Annotated in this window: 19 protein-coding genes; 10 read left to right on the plus strand and 9 right to left on the minus strand. The window is 55.3% G+C overall.

What is annotated here, in order from left to right; genetic code table 11:
• On the plus strand, positions 1 to 220 hold a 220-nt coding region (locus RTY00_RS05675; protein ID WP_312663739.1), incomplete at its 5' end, for a hypothetical protein.
• Between the two features lie 9 nt (positions 221 to 229).
• The gene (locus RTY00_RS05680) at positions 230 to 1,447 is read left to right on the plus strand and encodes an MFS transporter (RefSeq protein ID WP_312663740.1); all 1,218 of its coding nucleotides are present in this window, start codon (positions 230 to 232) and stop codon (positions 1,445 to 1,447) included.
• Positions 1,448 to 1,961: 514 nt separating this feature from the next.
• Here RTY00_RS05680 and RTY00_RS05685 read toward each other — a convergent pair.
• The 4 genes from RTY00_RS05685 to RTY00_RS05700 form a co-directional block, all read right to left on the minus strand.
• Entirely contained in the window at positions 1,962 to 2,243 is a 282-nt protein-coding gene (locus RTY00_RS05685; protein ID WP_154190406.1) for a membrane lipoprotein lipid attachment site-containing protein, read from the minus strand.
• Positions 2,244 to 2,494: 251 nt separating this feature from the next.
• On the minus strand, positions 2,495 to 3,298 hold the full coding sequence (locus RTY00_RS05690) for a hypothetical protein (protein ID WP_312663743.1): 804 nt from the start codon (positions 3,296 to 3,298) through the stop codon (positions 2,495 to 2,497).
• A gap of 9 nt (positions 3,299 to 3,307) precedes the next feature.
• A complete protein-coding gene (locus RTY00_RS05695) occupies positions 3,308 to 3,760 on the minus strand; it encodes a universal stress protein (protein WP_008101323.1) in 453 nt (150 codons plus the stop codon).
• 7 nt (positions 3,761 to 3,767) lie between these two features.
• Complete coding sequence (locus RTY00_RS05700; RefSeq protein WP_312663745.1) at positions 3,768 to 4,553, minus strand: IclR family transcriptional regulator; 786 nt, start codon at positions 4,551 to 4,553, stop codon at positions 3,768 to 3,770.
• Between the two features lie 150 nt (positions 4,554 to 4,703).
• On the opposite strand from RTY00_RS05700, the gene RTY00_RS05705 reads away from it, so the two are divergent.
• From RTY00_RS05705 to ypdK, 3 genes are all read left to right on the plus strand, one after another.
• Entirely contained in the window at positions 4,704 to 6,305 is a 1,602-nt protein-coding gene (locus RTY00_RS05705) for an MFS transporter (protein ID WP_312663746.1), read from the plus strand.
• A 5-nt stretch (positions 6,306 to 6,310) separates the two neighbouring features.
• Positions 6,311 to 7,339, plus strand: a complete 1,029-nt coding sequence (locus RTY00_RS05710) for an HlyD family secretion protein (protein WP_312663747.1) — start codon at positions 6,311 to 6,313, stop codon at positions 7,337 to 7,339.
• A gap of 203 nt (positions 7,340 to 7,542) precedes the next feature.
• The gene (gene ypdK / locus RTY00_RS05715; RefSeq protein ID WP_099686956.1) at positions 7,543 to 7,614 is read left to right on the plus strand and encodes a membrane protein YpdK; all 72 of its coding nucleotides are present in this window, start codon (positions 7,543 to 7,545) and stop codon (positions 7,612 to 7,614) included.
• Positions 7,615 to 7,655: 41 nt separating this feature from the next.
• Here ypdK and alaC read toward each other — a convergent pair whose 3' ends face one another.
• Together alaC and RTY00_RS05725 are read right to left on the minus strand one after the other, a co-directional pair.
• Positions 7,656 to 8,894: an alanine transaminase gene (gene alaC / locus RTY00_RS05720; RefSeq protein ID WP_008101332.1), complete on the minus strand. Its 1,239-nt coding sequence runs from the start codon at positions 8,892 to 8,894 to the stop codon at positions 7,656 to 7,658.
• Between the two features lie 118 nt (positions 8,895 to 9,012).
• Complete coding sequence (locus tag RTY00_RS05725; RefSeq protein WP_154190412.1) at positions 9,013 to 9,537, minus strand: GNAT family N-acetyltransferase; 525 nt, start codon at positions 9,535 to 9,537, stop codon at positions 9,013 to 9,015.
• A 124-nt stretch (positions 9,538 to 9,661) separates the two neighbouring features.
• Between RTY00_RS05725 and RTY00_RS05730 the strand changes: the two genes are divergently transcribed.
• The 3 genes from RTY00_RS05730 to RTY00_RS05740 are packed head-to-tail and all read left to right on the plus strand — an operon-like array spanning position 9,662 to position 12,258.
• Complete coding sequence (locus RTY00_RS05730; protein WP_312663748.1) at positions 9,662 to 9,817, plus strand: hypothetical protein; 156 nt, start codon at positions 9,662 to 9,664, stop codon at positions 9,815 to 9,817.
• Positions 9,818 to 9,844: 27 nt separating this feature from the next.
• A complete protein-coding gene (locus RTY00_RS05735; protein ID WP_312663756.1) occupies positions 9,845 to 11,536 on the plus strand; it encodes a sensor histidine kinase in 1,692 nt (563 codons plus the stop codon).
• Positions 11,533 to 12,258 carry a LytTR family DNA-binding domain-containing protein gene (locus RTY00_RS05740; protein ID WP_312663750.1) on the plus strand — a complete coding sequence of 242 codons (726 nt, stop codon included), beginning with the start codon at positions 11,533 to 11,535 and terminating at the stop codon, positions 12,256 to 12,258. Before RTY00_RS05735 ends, RTY00_RS05740 begins: the two co-directional genes overlap by 4 nt.
• A 31-nt stretch (positions 12,259 to 12,289) precedes the next feature.
• On the opposite strand, the gene glk is transcribed toward RTY00_RS05740, so the two are convergent.
• Complete coding sequence (glk, locus tag RTY00_RS05745) at positions 12,290 to 13,255, minus strand: glucokinase (RefSeq protein ID WP_312663751.1); 966 nt, start codon at positions 13,253 to 13,255, stop codon at positions 12,290 to 12,292.
• A 160-nt stretch (positions 13,256 to 13,415) separates the two neighbouring features.
• On the minus strand, positions 13,416 to 15,068 hold the full coding sequence (locus RTY00_RS05750) for a thiamine pyrophosphate-binding protein (RefSeq protein ID WP_312663752.1): 1,653 nt from the start codon (positions 15,066 to 15,068) through the stop codon (positions 13,416 to 13,418).
• A 214-nt stretch (positions 15,069 to 15,282) separates the two neighbouring features.
• Between RTY00_RS05750 and mgrA the strand changes: the two genes are divergently transcribed.
• Both mgrA and RTY00_RS05760 read left to right on the plus strand, forming a co-directional pair.
• Complete coding sequence (mgrA, locus tag RTY00_RS05755) at positions 15,283 to 16,272, plus strand: L-glyceraldehyde 3-phosphate reductase (RefSeq protein WP_256697030.1); 990 nt, start codon at positions 15,283 to 15,285, stop codon at positions 16,270 to 16,272.
• Between the two features lie 159 nt (positions 16,273 to 16,431).
• Entirely contained in the window at positions 16,432 to 16,788 is a 357-nt protein-coding gene (locus tag RTY00_RS05760; RefSeq protein ID WP_061717893.1) for a DUF2502 domain-containing protein, read from the plus strand.
• 45 nt (positions 16,789 to 16,833) lie between these two features.
• Here RTY00_RS05760 and RTY00_RS05765 read toward each other — a convergent pair.
• On the minus strand, positions 16,834 to 17,134 hold a 301-nt coding region (locus RTY00_RS05765), incomplete at its 5' end, for an Nramp family divalent metal transporter (RefSeq protein WP_312663754.1).

The raw sequence follows: 17,134 nt of genomic DNA on the forward strand, positions 1-17,134 counted from the left end.
CGCGACTTTGCAGGCATTATGGCGCGATCGATACAAATACTTACACATGGTTACCCATAGCAACCGCTACGTTTTAAATGACATCACTTGCTGTCATCACAATGTCATTCATACCCGTTTAGCTGCATTTCATGCCACCGTTGGGTTCATTCACGCCACGCTTTCCCCCGCACGCGCGAGAGCAACTTATTATCTCCACAGATTCCGCTTTCTCGAGTGAGAGATAAAAATGACAACAGCAACCCCCGCGAATTATCAACGTACCCGCACGTTGACCCTTATTGGCACCATCATCACGCAGTTCGCTTTGGGCTCAGTTTATACCTGGAGCCTGTTTAACGGCCCGCTGGCGAATAAGCTGGATGCGCCCATCAGTGAAGTGGCGTTCTCGTTCGGTTTGCTCAGTCTTGGCCTGGCGATTGCCTCATCGCTTGCCGGGAAATTGCAGGAGCGCTTTGGCGTGCGCAACGTCACCCTCGGCGCGGGCATTTTGATGGCTGTCGGTTTCTGGCTGACCGCACATGCCGATAATCTGATGATGCTCTACCTCAGCGCCGGGATATTGGTGGGACTGGCAGATGGTGCCGGATATCTGATGACGCTCTCTAACTGCGTGAAGTGGTTCCCGGAGCGTAAAGGGCTCATTTCGGCCTGCTCAATTGGTGCGTATGGGTTGGGTAGCCTCGGCTTCAAATTCATCTGCGGTGCACTGCTGAGCGCACAAGGTCTGGAGAATACCTTCATGATCTGGGGCGTGCTGGCGATGAGCATGATTATTGTCGGCGCGTTGCTGATGCGTGATGCGCCGATGCAGAAGAGCAGCGGCAATGCGCAGCTGGAGGCCAAAGATTACACGCTGGCGCAATCGGTGCGTTTACCGCAGTACTGGATGCTGGCGCTGATGTTCCTGACCGCCTGCATGAGCGGCCTGTACGTGATTGGCGTGGCAAAAGATATCGGTGAAGGCATGGTGCATCTTAGTGCACAAACCGCAGCCAATGCGGTTACGGTGATTGCGATTGCCAACCTCAGCGGTCGCCTGATTCTTGGCGTGCTGTCGGATAAAATGGCGCGCATACGCGTGATTACGCTGGCGCAAATTGTCTCGCTGGTGGGCATGAGCATTCTGCTGTTCACCCATATGAACGAATCGACCTTCTTCCTCTCCTTAGCCTGCGTGGCCTTCAGTTTCGGCGGCACCATTACTGTGTTCCCATCGCTGGTCAGCGATTTCTTTGGTCTGAACAACCTGACCAAAAACTATGGTCTGATTTACCTTGGCTTCGGTATCGGCAGCGTGCTGGGTTCACTGGTGGCTTCCGCCTTTGGTGGCTTCACCGTCACCTTCAGCCTGATTATGACCTTGCTGGTGATTTCACTGGTGCTGTCGCTGAGCATCCGTCTGCCAAATCGCCAAAACGTGGCAGAACCTTTACTGCATAATTAAGTTCGCTGGGATGCCGCAGCAATTCGCGGCATCAACTTTCTCCACAATTGATCCACAATAAAGCGTTAATTGAGAACCACTATTATTAAGTGTTGCCTTTCGGAGTAATCTCGTTATTATTAGCAGGCATTCAGCTTATTCCGATTGGTTTATTTTACCCCGCGACTTTTTTAGCATTTAATTGACACACTCCGTAATACATTCAGCAATAACTCTACATTTCCTGCATCTTCACTCCACTATTCCCCTGTAATCTGGCGTCATTGGAACAGAGGAGGACTCTCCATGAAGAAAGTTATTAAGGTTGCATCGGTTGTAGCCATTATGACGATGTTGAGTGGCTGTATTATCGATCATCATCGTGGAGGCGGCGGCCCAGGTTGGGGCCATCATGGTGGCGGCGGCTGGCATCATGGGTACGGCGGTTATGGACACCGCAGATAGTTGGGCAAAGAACATACACAGCAAATAATAAGAAAATAAAAAGGGCGGGAAATTATCCCGCCCTATTTTTTTAGCTTTTTACCGCGTAATTACATTGATACCAGGCTTTCTTTAATCCGGGCAAATGGCTATTTTGCGACGGCAGTGATTCCACCTTATCAAATCCACGCTGACTGCAATAATTCGCAAGGTCAATCTCCATTGCGTCTTTATTCAGCGTGTGGGGATCGTAACGATACTGCACGGTATTTGAGCTGGTATCTTCATCGACACGCTCAAAACCTCCTGGTTTGCTGACGCTACAGCCGGCCAGCATAAAAAGCGCCATTGCGCTAATAAGCATTTTTTTCATTAGGGTTTCCTCTAAAGCGTCGCAGTCTAAAATGCAACGCCGCGCTTATCTATAGGATTAAAGCGCGAAATGTCCGGGATTAGTGAAGCTTTTGCCAATCAAATCGATAAAACCAAACGGTTTCCCTTATCAACTCGGCGGTGCGATTATGTACCCAGACAAAACGAAGTCTGCACCACACCAGGTGAGTTAATAATAAACATACTGATAGTGACCTTCATGCCCGCGCTGAGCGGGCTTTTTTTTGCCCGCTAACCGGTAAGGCTGACCATCTTACGTAAAAGATTGGCCGCTTGTTTGTCAGGCAATGCGAGAATCCCGCTATAGAGATCAATCGACATCGCGCACATCGCCCCGCGATCAACCGCGGTATCCGCCGGCATGTTTAGCTGTTGCAGCCGATCGCCCCACTTGCCATACAGCTTTTCCACCACGCTTTGCAGATCGCGCTGCGCGGCAGCCTGACCCAGCGGCTGTTCATTGCCAGTGCTTTGCTGTAGCAGCGTTTCGAGCGCCTGCGCATCGCGCTGATTCAGTTCCGGTGACAGCACCTGTTGCAAATTGACGCCGCCATTCACCTGCGGATAGAGGAAACGGAAGCAGCGCTGCGGTTCCTGCTGCTGCAATGCCTGCATCTCCTCGACCGAAACGCGAATGTAGTCAATGATCGCCGCATCGCTGGCGCGCGTCAGACGTTGATTGACCAGATCCATCAACCAGCCGCGCATATCCCCCAGCGCCTGATCGGCGGAAACGCCTTCAAGCCGTTTATGCAGCAGTTCGCGATTGAGCAACTGCCACAATGCCGGTTCCTGAATTTTTAGCAGACGATAACCGGGCGCGAGGCTGAGTTGGGTTGCCACCTCTTCCACCAGCGCCTGACGCTCCTGACGCGGATGCAGCCAGCTGAACCACAGCAGATTCGCCAGAATCAGCGGTAAGATAAACAACAGCACGCCTTGCCACAGTCGCAGCGAAGTGGTGCGCACCAGCAGAATAATAATGATCGCCAGCAGCGCGAACGCCGCTAGCGTAATCGGAAAAAGCGAGAGCATCGAGCGGGGTTAATCCTTACGTACATCAATTAAAACGGGGCAATTGGCGCGTTCAATCACCGCAGCGCTGACCGAACCTTTCAGCAGACGATTAAACGGCGACAGATGGCGGCGTCCCATGATGATCATGCTGGCCTGCAAAAGTGTGGATTGCGCCACAATGGTTTCCGCCGCTTCACCCGCCAGAATCAATCCCTTTGCCGCCACGCCCGCGCGCAGCAGCGGCGCCAGCGCATGACGCACCACCATTTCGGCGGTGTTCTGCTCATCTTTCGCCGCCACAAAATCATCCGGATCTTCACCGGCGTCAATCTCAATCGGTTGATTACAGGAGGAATAAGCGGGATCCACGCAGCACAGCACCGTGACCTGCGCCTGATGCGCCAGCGCCTGTTCAATGGTCAACGCAATCACTTTTTCCGCCACCGGAGAGTTATCGATGGCCATCAGCAAGGTTTTCATCAGTTGGTTATCCTTCCACAGCGGTCATTTTGCCAATTTCACGAATCAAGGCGTCTTTGCACTTGATGATTTGCTCACGATAGTGCGCTTCCTGCTTATGAAAACGCGCCGTCGGCACCAGCAATGAGATAGAGAAGCGGCCAAACAACGTATCAATGGCGACCGCCATGGTTGAAATGCCCTCCAGCGTCTCGCCGCGATCGATCGCTAATCCGCTGGCGCGCACTTCGGCAATCAGCTCCAGCAATTGCGGCAGGGTTTTCACCGTCATCTCGGTTAACTCTTTATAGGCTTCGCCCACCATCACGCGCACATCTTCATCGCTCTCCAGCGCCAGCAACGCGCGGCCGCCCGATGTACTGTAAAGCGGCAGATTCAGTCCAATGCGCGGCACCACACGCAGTTCGCGCGAGGCCACCACATAATGCACGATCGCCAACTGCGTGCCGCTGGCCCGCGCCAGCGATACCGTTTCGTTGATTTCGGCAGAGAGTTGTTCGAGGAACGGACGCACGATTTCCACCACGTCGCTGTGCACGCTGGAGATCAGCTTGAGCAGCGCCGGACCGAGACGTAAACCGCCGGCACCGCTGCTGCGCACCAGCTGTGCGCTGTCCAGCGCGCCAATGATGCGCTGCACCGTCGAGCGCGGCAGGCCAACCACCTGCGCAATTTCACCCAAACTCATGCCGCCGGGATGTTCACCCAGCGCATTCAGAATTTTTGCCGCACGCGCGATGACCTGAATGCCACCCGCTTTTTCATCCTCACGGCTTGAGGGAAGTTCAACCATGATGCGTTCCTTTTTGGCCTGCACTACTTTAACGCGAATGATCGCACTTTTACACCCTGTATCACATTGCAATACAGCATATCGATATGTAAGATGCTACCTGTATCACATCGCAATACACTGCATCAACAATATAACGAGAAGCCTGCTATGAACGCCCAGCCTATTGCGGCTCCGGCACCCCATCCGTTTACTCTGCGCCTGGCGCTGGGATTGGTTGGCGTGCTGATTGCCGCGCTCACATCGGGATTAAACGATCGCGTCACCGATATCGCGCTAGCTGATATCCGCGCCGCCATCGGCATCAGTTACGATCAAGGCAGCTGGATTATCTCCGCGTATCAGGCTGCTGAAGTGGCGGCAATGATGATTGCGCCCTGGTTCGCCGTCACCTTTTCGCTGCGTCGCTTTGCGCTCACTGTTTCCGCCGGATTTATGCTGAGCGGCCTGCTGCTGCCGCTGATGCCTAATGCCACGCTGTTTATCGCCTTGCGCGTGGTGCAGGGATTATTTGGCGGTGCGCTGCCGCCGATGCTGATGACCGTTGCGCTGCGCTTCCTGCCGCCGCCGATCAAATTATACGGTTTAGCGGGTTATGCGCTGACTGCCACCTTCGGCCCGAATATGGCCGCTTCGCTTGCAGCATTCTGGACCGATGACGTCAGCTGGCTATTTGTCTTCTGGCAAGTGGTGCCGGCCATGCTGATTGCCATGCTGCTGATTAGCTGGGGTATACCGCAGGATCCGCTGCGCCTGGAGCGTTTCAAACAGATCGATCTGTTCGGCATGCTAACCGGCTGCTCCGGTATGGCGCTGCTGATTCTGGCGCTGACGCAAGGCGAGCGGCTCGACTGGCTCGAATCGCCGTTGTTCAGCGGCCTATTATTCAGCGCGCTGGCGTTGCTGACTGTGTTCTTTATTAATGAATGGTTTCACCCGCTGCCGCTGTTCAAATTGCAGATGCTGGGACGACGCAATCTCGCGCACGGCTTGCTGGTGCTGGCGGGCGTGCTGATTTTGTCGCTGTCGGGTTCAGCGCTGCCTTCGGCCTATCTGGCGCAGGTGCAAGGTTTCCGCACGCTGCAGTTCGCACCGCTGGCGTTGACCATCGGCTTACCGCAACTGCTGATCGCCCCTTTTGTTGCCGCGCTGCTGAATATTCGCTGGGTAGATTGTCGCTGGATGTTGACGGCGGGCGTAGCGCTGTTGGTGACGTCCTGCCTGATGGGCATGCACATTACCACCGATTGGGCGCGGCAGAATTTCTGGCTGATACAGATTCTGCAAGCGTTCGGTCAGCCGATGGTGATTTTGCCGGTGCTGATGAGCGCCACCAGCGTGGTCGCGCCACCGGAAGGCCCGTTTGCCTCGGCGATGTTCAACACGGTGCGCGGTTTCTCCAGCATCGCCGCCAGCACGCTGGTGGAGTGGTTTATCAGCCACCGTGAAAAATTCCACTCCAACGTGCTGGTCGATAGCGCCGCCAGCCGTGCGTGGCTGATGACCGCACCGAACAGCGCACAATCCAGCAGCAGCGTGCCGTTGCTGCCGGACGGCAGCGTCAGCAGCGCGGAAAACCTCAGCGGCTTCGCCACCTTGCTGAAACAGCAGGCGATGGTGCTGAGCCTGAGTGATTGCTACCAGATGCTGATTGCCTTCGCCGCCCTGCTTTTACTGTTAACCGCCTGGCTGCCGAAACGCGTGTGGCCACCACAAACACTGATTCAACCTGTTACGACGACGTCGAGATAATTGATATGCAAGCTTTTGCTCTGAAAAGAACGGTGCTGTTGAGCGCCTTATTACTGGTGTTATTGGCGATGGCCTTTTTTGTCTGGTCATCGATGACTGGCAACGATCACCGCACCACCGATGCCTATGTGAATGCCGATTACACGCTGGTTGCGCCGAAAGTTTCCGGCTACATCGCCAGCGTCAACGTGCAGGATAACCAGCGTGTGAAGGCCGGCGAACTGCTGGCCACGCTCGACGATCGCGATTACCGCGTGGCGTTAGAGACCGCGCAGGCCAATTTGCAGGTCAGCGAGGCGAAGCGTTTGAGTAGCCAGGCGCAGCTGGAACAGCAGCAATCCACTATCGACCAGGCGAAAGCCACGTTAGCGGCAAGCCAGGCGTCAGCGCAGTACGCCGGACAGAGCGCCGCACGTTACAACCAGCTGTATAAAAGTGGCACCATTGCCGCAGACGATCAGCAAAAAGCCAACTCAACACAGCGTTCCGCCTCGGCCACCGTGCGCCAGAGCGAAGCGGCGCTGGCTTCCGCCGTCAAGCAAGTTGGCGTGCTGCAAGCCGCAGTGCGTCAGGCCGCAGCCGATGTCACTGCCGCGCAGGCCAGCGTCGATCAGGCGCAGCTTAATCTTTCCTATACGCGCATTGTGGCGCCGGTGGATGGCATGGTCGGCCAGCGTTCAGTGCGTCTCGGCGCCTACGTTAGCGCGGGCACGCGTTTGTTGGCGGTGGTGCCGCTGCAGCAAACCTATATCACTGCAAATTATCTGGAAACGCAGCTGGCGAATGTGCAGCAAGGGCAGAAAGTGAGCGTGAAGGTGGATGCCTTGCCGGGCAAGGTATTCAGCGGTCGCGTTGATAGTATTGCTCCGGCAACGGGCGCGACGTTTTCCGCCATTTCGCCGGACAATGCCACCGGCAATTACACCAAAGTGGTGCAGCGTTTACCGGTGAAAATTGTGCTCGATGAGAACCAGCCGGATCTGGCAAAACTGCGTGTGGGAATGTCGGCGATACCGGAGATTGAGACCCGCTGAAAATGTGAGCGATATCTCAGAAGCGGCCTATTTATTTTTGGGACAAATCCGCGTAAATTAGCCCTCGATCCTGTTCCGGGCTTGCCTGGAGCGACCTGAGAAGAAAGCGTGTAGCGCTGATGAACTCCACCTTTCTCTTATTCTGTTCGGGTTACGCGGGTTTGGGATCGCCCGCCGGGTAGCCGCTCAGAGGAGTTGTTTTTGTGAGATACGCTTTGATGGGAATTTCTTTCTTCCTGTTGCTTTGGGTCGGTACCTTTGTACTGATGCTGTAGAGCCGCCAGGCGGGGCGACGCTGAGTCGCCCCACTTAATGGTTATTCCTCTTCTTCTTCCAGCGCTTTCACCGTTCCCGGCAAAATGCCATCGGCACGGAACATCGATTTAATCCCCCGCACCGCCTGACGAATACGATCGCTGTTTTCAATCAGCGCGAAACGCACATGGGTATCACCGTAATCACCAAAACCAATGCCCGGCGAGACACACACTTTGGCTTCCTGCATCAGTAATTTGGCGAACTCCAGCGAGCCAAGATGCGCGTAGTGATCGGGAATTTTCGCCCAGACGTACATTGATGCCTTCGGCAGATCGACCATCCAGCCCGCTTCGTGCAGGCCTTTAACCAGCACATCGCGGCGGCGTTTGTACTGCTCAGCGATATCGCGCACGCACTGTTGATCGCCTTCCAGCGCCGCTATCGCCGCCACCTGCAACGGTGTGAAGGTGCCGTAATCGTGATAACTCTTGATACGCGCCAGCGCCGATACCAGCTCTTTGTTGCCGACCATAAAGCCGATGCGCCAGCCCGCCATGTTGTAGCTTTTCGACAGAGTAAAGAATTCCACCGCCACATCGCGCGCGCCCGGCACCTGCATAATTGACGGCGCTTTCCAGCCATCGTAGGTGATGTCGGCATAGGCGAGATCGTGGATCACCAGCACGTTGTACTGCTTCGCCAGCGCGATGACGCGTTCGAAGAAATCGAGTTCAACACATTGCGCCGTAGGATTCGACGGGAAGCCAAGAATCATCATCTTCGGCTTCGGATAGCTTTCGCGAATCGCTCGTTCGAGTTCGTTGAAGAAATCAACGCCCGCCACCAGCGGGACAGAACGCACCTGCGCACCGGCAATCACCGCGCCGTAAATGTGAATCGGATAGCTGGGATTCGGCACCAGCACGGTGTCGCCGTGATCGAGCGTGGCCAGCATTAAGTGCGCCAAACCCTCTTTGGAGCCGATGGTGACAATCGCTTCCGATTCCGGATCGATCTCTACCTGATAACGGTCTGCGTACCAGCGTGAAATCGCGCGACGCAAACGGGGAATACCTTTCGAGGTTGAATAACCGTGCGTGTCTTCGCGCTGCGCCACCTGGCAGAGTTTTTCAACGATGTGCGGCGGCGTGGGGCCATCCGGATTGCCCATCGAGAAATCGATGATGTCTTCGCCGCGCCGACGCGCAGCCATCTTCAATTCAGCGGTGATGTTAAAAACATACGGGGGAAGGCGTTCAATACGCGAGAAACGACGGGGTGTGCTGTTATCAGCCATGATGTCCTCTGGTTTACGTAAGCGCCCGGACCGTCCGAGCGACGTGGGTCACTGTGGTGACCGCACCAAGAACATAACGCGCTGATAACAAGATTGTCGAGAGCGGAATAAAATTTTTTCAATATTCAGGATTCAGGCGGCCAAACACCCAATCGCTTACCCATTGGCCGTTTAGCAGATAATTATCCCGCAGCGTGCCCTCAAGGGCGAAACCATTCTTCTCCAGAATGCGGCGCGACGGCCAATTCCCCTCAATCACCATCGCTTTCAGCTTATGAAATTCTGCCTGCAGTAAAAACTGGCACAGCGCGTCGAGCGCTTCACTGCCATAACCCAAGCCGGTAAACGCCGCGCGTAGCATGTAACCCACTTCGGCCTGACGATACGGATGCCATTCGGCGCTACAGCCAAACAACCCAATCGGCTCACCGCTTTCCCGGATGCGTGCCACCAGACACAGCATATGAAAACTGCTCGCCTGCCACGGCGCCAAACGCTCGTTAAAGCGTTGACGGATATCGTTTTCATCCGGGATTTCACTGACCCACGTCATGGTGGCGGCGTCCTGGTGTACCGCTTTGAAAATCTGCCAGTCTTCTGGCTGAAGCCGACTGAGGGACAAACGTGGCGTGAGTAATTGCATGGCTGAGCTCCCCTTTTTTATACGGCAACATAGCAAACCGGCGTATTCACAACCAGCGATCGGCGCACGCTTTCGCTAATCCTCTTTTTGTTGGTCAAGTTTTCCTCTTTTTGGGGAGGTCGCCATGAATGGCGACCCTACAAAAACGGAGTTCGATTGCCATTTATGGCGACCTGGCATGTTAAAAATTGATCCCGGCTACGAGAAAGGTCTGCAGATTGCCGTGGCGCTGGCGGATCGTGATCACATTTTTTATCATAGCCTCCCGTTTCTTGCCTGAGAGATGCCCTTGCCTTCCCACTTCGACATGCTGCTGGCGGTTTTTGACCGCGCGGCGCTGATGCTGATTTGCCTGTTCTTCCTCACTCGCACGCGGGTGTTCCGTCAGCTGCTGCAAAAAGATGAGCATTCGGTGCGCGAAAAAGTGGTGGTGACGACAATATTCTCGCTGTTTGCACTGTTCAGCACCTGGTCGGGCATTAACGTCGACGGTTCGCTGCTCAATGTGCGTGTGATTGCGGTGATGTCCGGCGGCATTCTGTTTGGTCCCTGGGTGGGCATCGCCACCGGTGTGATTGCCGGTTTGCATCGCTATCTGATTGATATGGATGGCGTCACGGCGGTGCCTTGCCTGATCACCAGCATCATTGCCGGCATCGCCTCGGGCGTGATTAATCGCCGGGTGAGTAAAGAGCAGCGCTGGCGCGCCGGTATTCTCGGCGGCATGTTGTGCGAAAGCCTGACCATGCTGCTGATTGTGCTGTGGGCCAAGCCAATGACGCTCGGACTGGCGATTGTGTCCGAGATTGCGCTGCCGATGATTCTGGGCGCCTCAAGCATCGGTTTAATCGTGCTGCTGGTGCAGAGCGTCGAAGGTGAAAAAGAGGCGATTGCGGCGCGTCAGGCCAAGCTGGCGCTGGAAATCGCCAACAAAACGCTGCCGCTGTTTCGTCAGGTTGATAGCCAGTCGCTGCATAAAGTGTGCGATATCATTCGCAGCGACATTCACGCCGATGCGGTCGCCATCACCAATAACAAACAAATTCTCGCTTACGTCGGCGATGGCGAGCAGAACTATCAAAACGGCGATGACGCTATCAGTCCGACCACTGCGCAGGCGATCGCCAGCGGCAAAATCATCATCAAAAACAACGATGAGGCACATCGCACCAAAGATATTCACTCTATGCTGGTTATTCCCCTTTGGGAAAAAGGGGAAGTGACCGGCACGCTAAAAATCTATTATCGCCGTGCGCATCGCATCACCGGTTCGCTGAAGGAGATGGCGATTGGGCTATCGCAAATCATCTCCACCCAGTTGGAAGTGTCGCGGGCTGAGCAACTGCGCGAGATGGCGAACAAGGCTGAATTACGCGCGCTGCAGAGTAAAATTAACCCGCATTTCCTGTTTAACGCGCTGAATGCTATCTCCTCCTCGATTCGCCTCAATCCAGACACCGCGCGCCAGTTGGTGATCAACCTGTCGCGTTATCTGCGCTACAACCTCGAACTCAACGATGACGAGCTTATCGATATCAAGAAAGAGTTGTGGCAGGTGAAGGACTACATCGCGATTGAGCAGGCGCGTTTCGGCGACAAGCTGTCGATGATTTACGACGTGGATGAAGATCTGCACTTCACGCTGCCTAGCCTGCTGATTCAACCGCTGGTGGAGAACGCCATTGTGCACGGCATTCAGCCTTGTCGCGGCAAAGGCGTGGTGACGCTGAGCGTGAAGGATTTGGGCGATCGTGTACGCGTCGCAGTGCGCGATACCGGCGACGGCATCAGCGAGGATGTGATGAGCCGCGTGGCGCGTAATGAGATGCCCGGCAACAAGATTGGTCTGCTGAATGTGCATCATCGCGTGAAATTGCTCTCCGGCCAGGGTTTGGTTATTACCCGCCATCATCCCGGCACTGAAATCGCCTTTACGCTTAGCAAGAATGGTCAGCCGCTACCTGCGCCGCTGCGCCCCACCACGGAAACCGCCACGTGAAAGCCATCATCGTTGAAGACGAGTTTCTCGCCCAGCAAGAGTTAAGCTGGATGATTCAGCAACACAGCCAAATCAGCGTTGAGGCCTGCTTTGATGATGGGCTGGAGGTGCTGAAATATCTGCAGAACCATCGGGTGGATGTGATTTTCCTCGACATCAACATTCCGTCGCTGGATGGCATGTTGCTGGCGCAAAACATCAATCAGTTTGCCCATAAGCCGTTGATTGTGTTTATTACCGCGTGGAAAGAGCATGCGGTTGACGCGTTTGAACTGGATGCGTTTGACTACATTCTCAAGCCGTATCACGAGTCGCGCATCATGACGATGCTGCAGAAACTGGAAGCCAGCGCCCAGCAGCAGTTGCAACCGCAAAACGCGGCGGCCAGCTCGCAGCAAACCGTCAACTTAGTAAAAGATGAACGCATTATCGTCACCGATATCAACGAGATCTATTATGTTGAGGCGCACGAGAAGCTGACGTTTGTTTATACGCGGCGCGAAGCCTATGTGATGTCGATGGTAATAAGTGAATTTTGCAGCCGTTTACCGGAACAGCAATTCTTCCGCTGCCATCGATCTTACTGCGTCAACCTGAGCAAGATTCGTGAAATCGAGCCGTGGTTTAACAATACCTATTTGGTGAAGTTGCGTGATTTGGATGCGCAGGTGCCGGTGAGTCGCAGCAAGGTGAAAGCCTTTCGGCAGTTGATGAGATTATAAGGCGAACGGCAGATGCCGCTCGCCTGAGTGCTTACAGTTCGCGGCCCAGCACCTGACGCAGGTGCGCACCGGCGCCAAGTAAGCCCGGCTGATCGTGAGTGATCATATACACCGGAATATCGACCAGGTAATCGCGGAAGCGACCTTTATCTTCAAACGCCGCGCGGAAACCGGACGCTTTAAAGAAGTCGAGGAAGCGCGGCACGATACCGCCAGCGATATAGACGCCGCCAAAGGTGCCCAGATTCAGCGCCAGGTTGCCGCCGAAACGCCCCATAATCACGCAGAACAGCGACAGTGCGCGACGGCAATCGATGCAGCTGTCTTTCAACGCGCGCTCGGTAACATCTTTTGGCTTGAGGTTTTCTGGCTCACGCTCATCAGACTTCACGATGGCGCGATAAAGATTGACCAAACCGGCACCTGACAGCACGCGTTCAGCCGAAACGTGACCAATCTCCGCGCGCAGTACTTCGAGAATTTCACCCTCTTCTTCGCTGTTCGGCGCGAAGTCAACGTGGCCGCCCTCGCCCGGCAAGCTGATCCAGCGCTTATCCACGTGCACTAAATGGCTGACGCCGAGGCCGGTGCCCGCACCGTAAATCGCGATGGGCTTGCCTTCAACCGGCGCTTTGCCGCCAAACTGAATCACTTCCTTTTCGCTCAGCATCGGAATCGCCATCGAAACGGCGGTGAAATCATTGATGATTTCCAGGCTTTCCAGCGCCAGATGCTCTTTCATCACTTTGGTGGAGAACGCCCAATCGTGGTTGGTCATCTCTACCCAATCGCCGGTAATCGGACAGGCAATGGCGATACAGGCGTGCTTAATATCCTGTTTTTGCTCGTCAAGATAGTGACGGATCACCGCTTCAAGATTGTCGTAGTCTGATGTTGAGAAGGTTTGGGCTTGCGAGATAGCACCGTTTTCTACCTCACACAATGCGAGACGGGCATTGGTACCGCCCACATCGCCGACCAGGGCGTATGTTGTCATTCTTCTGCTGCTCCGCTTGGGTCATAAACAATTGCAGGACACTATAAAAGCCTGCCAATAAAACAACAACGCCCACCTGCACGATGGGCGTAATCCATTTAAAGATGCTGCACAGCCTACCGATCGCCTGTCCGACTTCCCAGCGGCAACTTTCCGAAATTTAGCTACTATTGCGCTGATGCAGTGCGGCGGTGACCTTACGCAGCAGCGGCGGCAAGTCCTGTTTGTCCATCACCACTTCCACCAGCGACAGACACCGATTCCGCATTAATTGCTCCATCACCGCGTCCAGCTGCACCGTTTCGCTGACGCGCCAGCTCTGCGCCGTGCATTGCTGGCTCAGCGCCTGCGGCAGCGCGGTCCAGTTCCACGGTGCGATATCGTTGTAACGTTGCTCAGCACCGTGAATCGCGCGCTCAACCGTGTAACCATCATTGTTAATCAGGAAAATGATCGGCTGCTGTCCGTCGCGTAGCATCGAACCCAACTCCTGAATCGTCAGCTGCGCAGAGCCATCGCCAATAATCAGGATGACCCGACGATCCGGTTGCGCGGTTTGCGCACCAAAGGTGGCGGGTAAAGTATAGCCAATCGATCCCCACAGCGGTTGCACCAGCAATTGCGCATCCTGCGGTAAACGCAGCGCCGCCGCGCCAAAGGCCGCGGTGCCTTGATCGGCGAGGATAATATCACCGGGCAGCAGGAAGCGCTGCATCGCCTGCCAGAATGCCTGCTGACTGATTACCGCCGCAGCAATTTGCTCACTTTCTTCGCACTCAGGCGCATCCGCCAGCCGCCAGTGCGCGCAGTGACGCTGATAAATCGGCGTCAGCGCCGCCAGCGCCTGCTGCATGCTTAACGGCGCAAACACCTCGCCAGCGACCGTGGCCTGAAACGGCTGCAGATCGATCACGCGCTCGGCGGGCAGATTTTGCGTGAAGCCGGCGGTTAAGGTATCGGTAAACCGCACGCCGACGCACAGCGTGACGTCGGTATCTTCGATGGCCTGACGTACTGCATCGCTGCTGCCTTGCGCGGCGTAAGTGCCTACGTAACCCGGCTGCTGCTCGTTGAGCACGCCTTTGCCCATCAATAAGGTGGCGGCAGGAATCGTGCGCAGCTGGCGCAATGCCTCAAGCTGCGGCTGCAACTGCCAGCGCGCGGCAAGGAAATCCGCCAACAGCGCCACGCGTTTTGCCGGCGCCAGCAAGCGCTCTGCCGCATCAGCAAAAGCTGCGGCAACCTGCTGATGGTTATCTGCGGCTGTAATTTTTTCCTCTGGCAGCGAAATCTCAGCCGCCGCCACATCCACTGCCAGCAATAAATAGCCGGGACGATGTTGCGTTAGCGCCTCGCTGATAACGCGATCGATCTCCACCACCGCTTTCTCCGCCGTCAGCACCGCAGATGCCACACTCACTTCCTGCGCCATTCGCAGGAAATGACCAAAATCGCCATCACCCAGAGAATGGTGCACGCAATCGCCCTGCTGCTGCGCCTGACTGGCGGGCGCGCCAACGATATGAATCACCGGCACATATTCGGCATAGCTGCCGGCGATGCCGTTGATAGCGCTAAGCTCGCCGACGCCAAACGTGGTCAGCAGTGCCGCCGCGCCGTTGCAGCGCCCGTATCCATCCGCCGCATAGGCCGCATTCAGTTCATTGGCGCAGCCAACCCAGGCAATTTCGGGATGCGCAATCACACTGTCGAGGAATTGCAGGTTGTAATCGCCCGGCACGCCGAACAGATGTCGGATGCCGCTTTGCTGTAATCGGTGCAGTAAATAATCGCCAACGTTGGGGGTTTTCATCGACAGCTCCTTGTTAAGGGGATAATCAGGAGTATTAGCGATGTGGCTGAATTGGCGAGATATTCACCATCGTGTGGTGCTGATTTGTGGCAAGCATTCGTTACGACGACAGATAATTCTGTAAGTTGCGATCTTCGGCGCGTTTCGCCTTAGTGTAAACGCATACACTGCTATGCTGATGTCACTTTCTCCCCTATTGAGACAGGAACGCTGCATGAGTGCTTTTCCCCATCCCGAACGTTATCAACAGATGCAATACCGTCGCAGTGGCCGTAGCGGCCTGAAGTTACCGGCGATTTCGCTGGGTTTGTGGCATAACTTTGGCGACAGTACGCGCGTCGATAACAGCCGTGAACTGCTGCGCCACGCCTTTGATCGCGGCATCACCCATTTCGATCTCGCCAATAATTACGGCCCACCGCCGGGATCGGCTGAATCTAACTTTGGTCGCATTCTGCGTGAGGATTTTCAGGGACTGCGCGATGAGCTGGTGATCTCAACCAAAGCCGGTTACACCATGTGGGACGGTCCGTACGGCGATTGGGGTTCACGCAAGTATCTGATTTCCAGCCTCGATCAAAGCCTGAAGCGTATGGGACTCGAGTACGTTGATATCTTCTATCACCATCGTCCCGATCCTGAAACGCCGCTGGAAGAGACCATGCGCGCGCTGGATCAGGTGGTGCGTCAGGGCAAGGCGCTGTATGCCGCAATCTCTAACTATCCGGCAGACAAAGCCGCCGAAGCGATTGCCATTCTGCGCGACCTCGGCACGCCATGCCTAATCCACCAGCCGCGTTATTCGATGTTTGAACGTACGCCAGAGCAGGGTTTGCTGGATGTACTGGGCGATAACGGCGTTGGTTGCATTGCCTTCTCGCCGCTGGCGGGTGGCGTGTTAACCGACCGCTATTTGCAGGGCATTCCGCAAGATTCGCGCATCGCCAGCGGCAGTAAGTTCCTGAATGAGAACCAGTTGACGCAAGAGAAGATGGAAAAAGTGCGTCAGCTGCAGGCGATTGCCCAACAGCGCGGCCAGAAGCTGGCGCAGATGGCGCTGAGCTGGGTGCTGCGCGATGCGCGTGTCACCTCGGTGTTGATTGGCGCCAGCAAAACTGCGCAAATTGATGATGCGGTTGAGATGTTGAGCCAGCCGGTGCTGAGCCAGGACGAGATCGACACCATCCACAATATCTTAGTGTAAACGTTTACCCGCCCGGCATGTGTCGGGCATTTTCCGCAGCAGAAAATTCTCATTTCAGATTTCCCTCAGCGTTTTCAGACTGATTCTCAAGGCTTACCTGGTCCGATGTGGCAAACTAGCGCAACGGTGGCAGTGATAAGCTACTGAAAAGGAGATGTTATGAAACGTGCCATTTTGTTTGCCGCCTTGCTGGCAACTTTATCCCCGTTGGCTATCAGCACAGCACAAGCCGACAGCGCCACCATCAATTTGGGTCCGGGCGTTACGCTGCATCTCGGCGATCGCGATCGTCACGGTAATTACTGGGACGGCGGTCGCTGGCGTGAACCGCGCTGGTGGAACGATCGTTATCGTTACGATGACCATCGCTGGTGGCGTCATGAAGAGTGGAAACGTCATCGCGCCTATGAACGTGAGCGCGAACGTCGCTGGCATGAACGTGAACGTCGTGACCATTGGAGACACGATCATCGTCATGATGATCGTCGTGATCACCACGATCACCATCATCACTAAAAGAAAAATCCCGCTAATAAGCGGGATTTTTCTTTTATAGAACTGTTACCAACCGAGCGCTTCGCCAACCAGCAAATAGAGATTGAGGGCGATAACCAGCACCACAATCAGCCGTCCGGCATTCTGCATCAGGCGCGAGTTCACCATCTCATCACCCATCAATTCGCGGTTGCCGGTGAAGGACAACAGCGGAATCAGCGCCAGCGCAATACCGAAACTCAGCAGCACCTGGCTCATTACCAGAATGCGCGTGGGATCCCAGCCCGCCCAGATAACTATAAAAGAGGGCAACATGGTAATAGTGCGGCGGAACCACAGCGGAATGTGGCAACGAATAAAGCCCTGC

Origin of the sequence: Pantoea sp. CTOTU49201, from assembly GCF_032054795.1 — a bacterium.
Lineage (GTDB): Bacteria > Pseudomonadota > Gammaproteobacteria > Enterobacterales > Enterobacteriaceae > Pantoea > Pantoea symbiotica.

Excerpts from the sequence above, each read along its gene's own strand:
- mgrA (WP_256697030.1), top strand. The coding sequence starts at position 15,283 with ATGAGTGCTTTTCCCCATCCCGAACGTTATCAACAGATGCAATACCGT.
- alaC (WP_008101332.1), bottom strand. The coding sequence starts at position 8,894 with ATGGCTGATAACAGCACACCCCGTCGTTTCTCGCGTATTGAACGCCTT.
- RTY00_RS05735 (WP_312663756.1), top strand. The coding sequence starts at position 9,845 with ATGCTGCTGGCGGTTTTTGACCGCGCGGCGCTGATGCTGATTTGCCTG.
- RTY00_RS05750 (WP_312663752.1), bottom strand. The coding sequence starts at position 15,068 with ATGAAAACCCCCAACGTTGGCGATTATTTACTGCACCGATTACAGCAA.
- RTY00_RS05710 (WP_312663747.1), top strand. The coding sequence starts at position 6,311 with ATGCAAGCTTTTGCTCTGAAAAGAACGGTGCTGTTGAGCGCCTTATTA.
- RTY00_RS05685 (WP_154190406.1), bottom strand. The coding sequence starts at position 2,243 with ATGAAAAAAATGCTTATTAGCGCAATGGCGCTTTTTATGCTGGCCGGC.
- RTY00_RS05705 (WP_312663746.1), top strand. The coding sequence starts at position 4,704 with ATGAACGCCCAGCCTATTGCGGCTCCGGCACCCCATCCGTTTACTCTG.
- RTY00_RS05680 (WP_312663740.1), top strand. The coding sequence starts at position 230 with ATGACAACAGCAACCCCCGCGAATTATCAACGTACCCGCACGTTGACC.
- RTY00_RS05760 (WP_061717893.1), top strand. The coding sequence starts at position 16,432 with ATGAAACGTGCCATTTTGTTTGCCGCCTTGCTGGCAACTTTATCCCCG.
- RTY00_RS05695 (WP_008101323.1), bottom strand. The coding sequence starts at position 3,760 with ATGAAAACCTTGCTGATGGCCATCGATAACTCTCCGGTGGCGGAAAAA.
- RTY00_RS05690 (WP_312663743.1), bottom strand. The coding sequence starts at position 3,298 with ATGCTCTCGCTTTTTCCGATTACGCTAGCGGCGTTCGCGCTGCTGGCG.
- glk (WP_312663751.1), bottom strand. The coding sequence starts at position 13,255 with ATGACAACATACGCCCTGGTCGGCGATGTGGGCGGTACCAATGCCCGT.
- RTY00_RS05730 (WP_312663748.1), top strand. The coding sequence starts at position 9,662 with ATGAATGGCGACCCTACAAAAACGGAGTTCGATTGCCATTTATGGCGA.
- RTY00_RS05700 (WP_312663745.1), bottom strand. The coding sequence starts at position 4,553 with ATGGTTGAACTTCCCTCAAGCCGTGAGGATGAAAAAGCGGGTGGCATT.
- RTY00_RS05725 (WP_154190412.1), bottom strand. The coding sequence starts at position 9,537 with ATGCAATTACTCACGCCACGTTTGTCCCTCAGTCGGCTTCAGCCAGAA.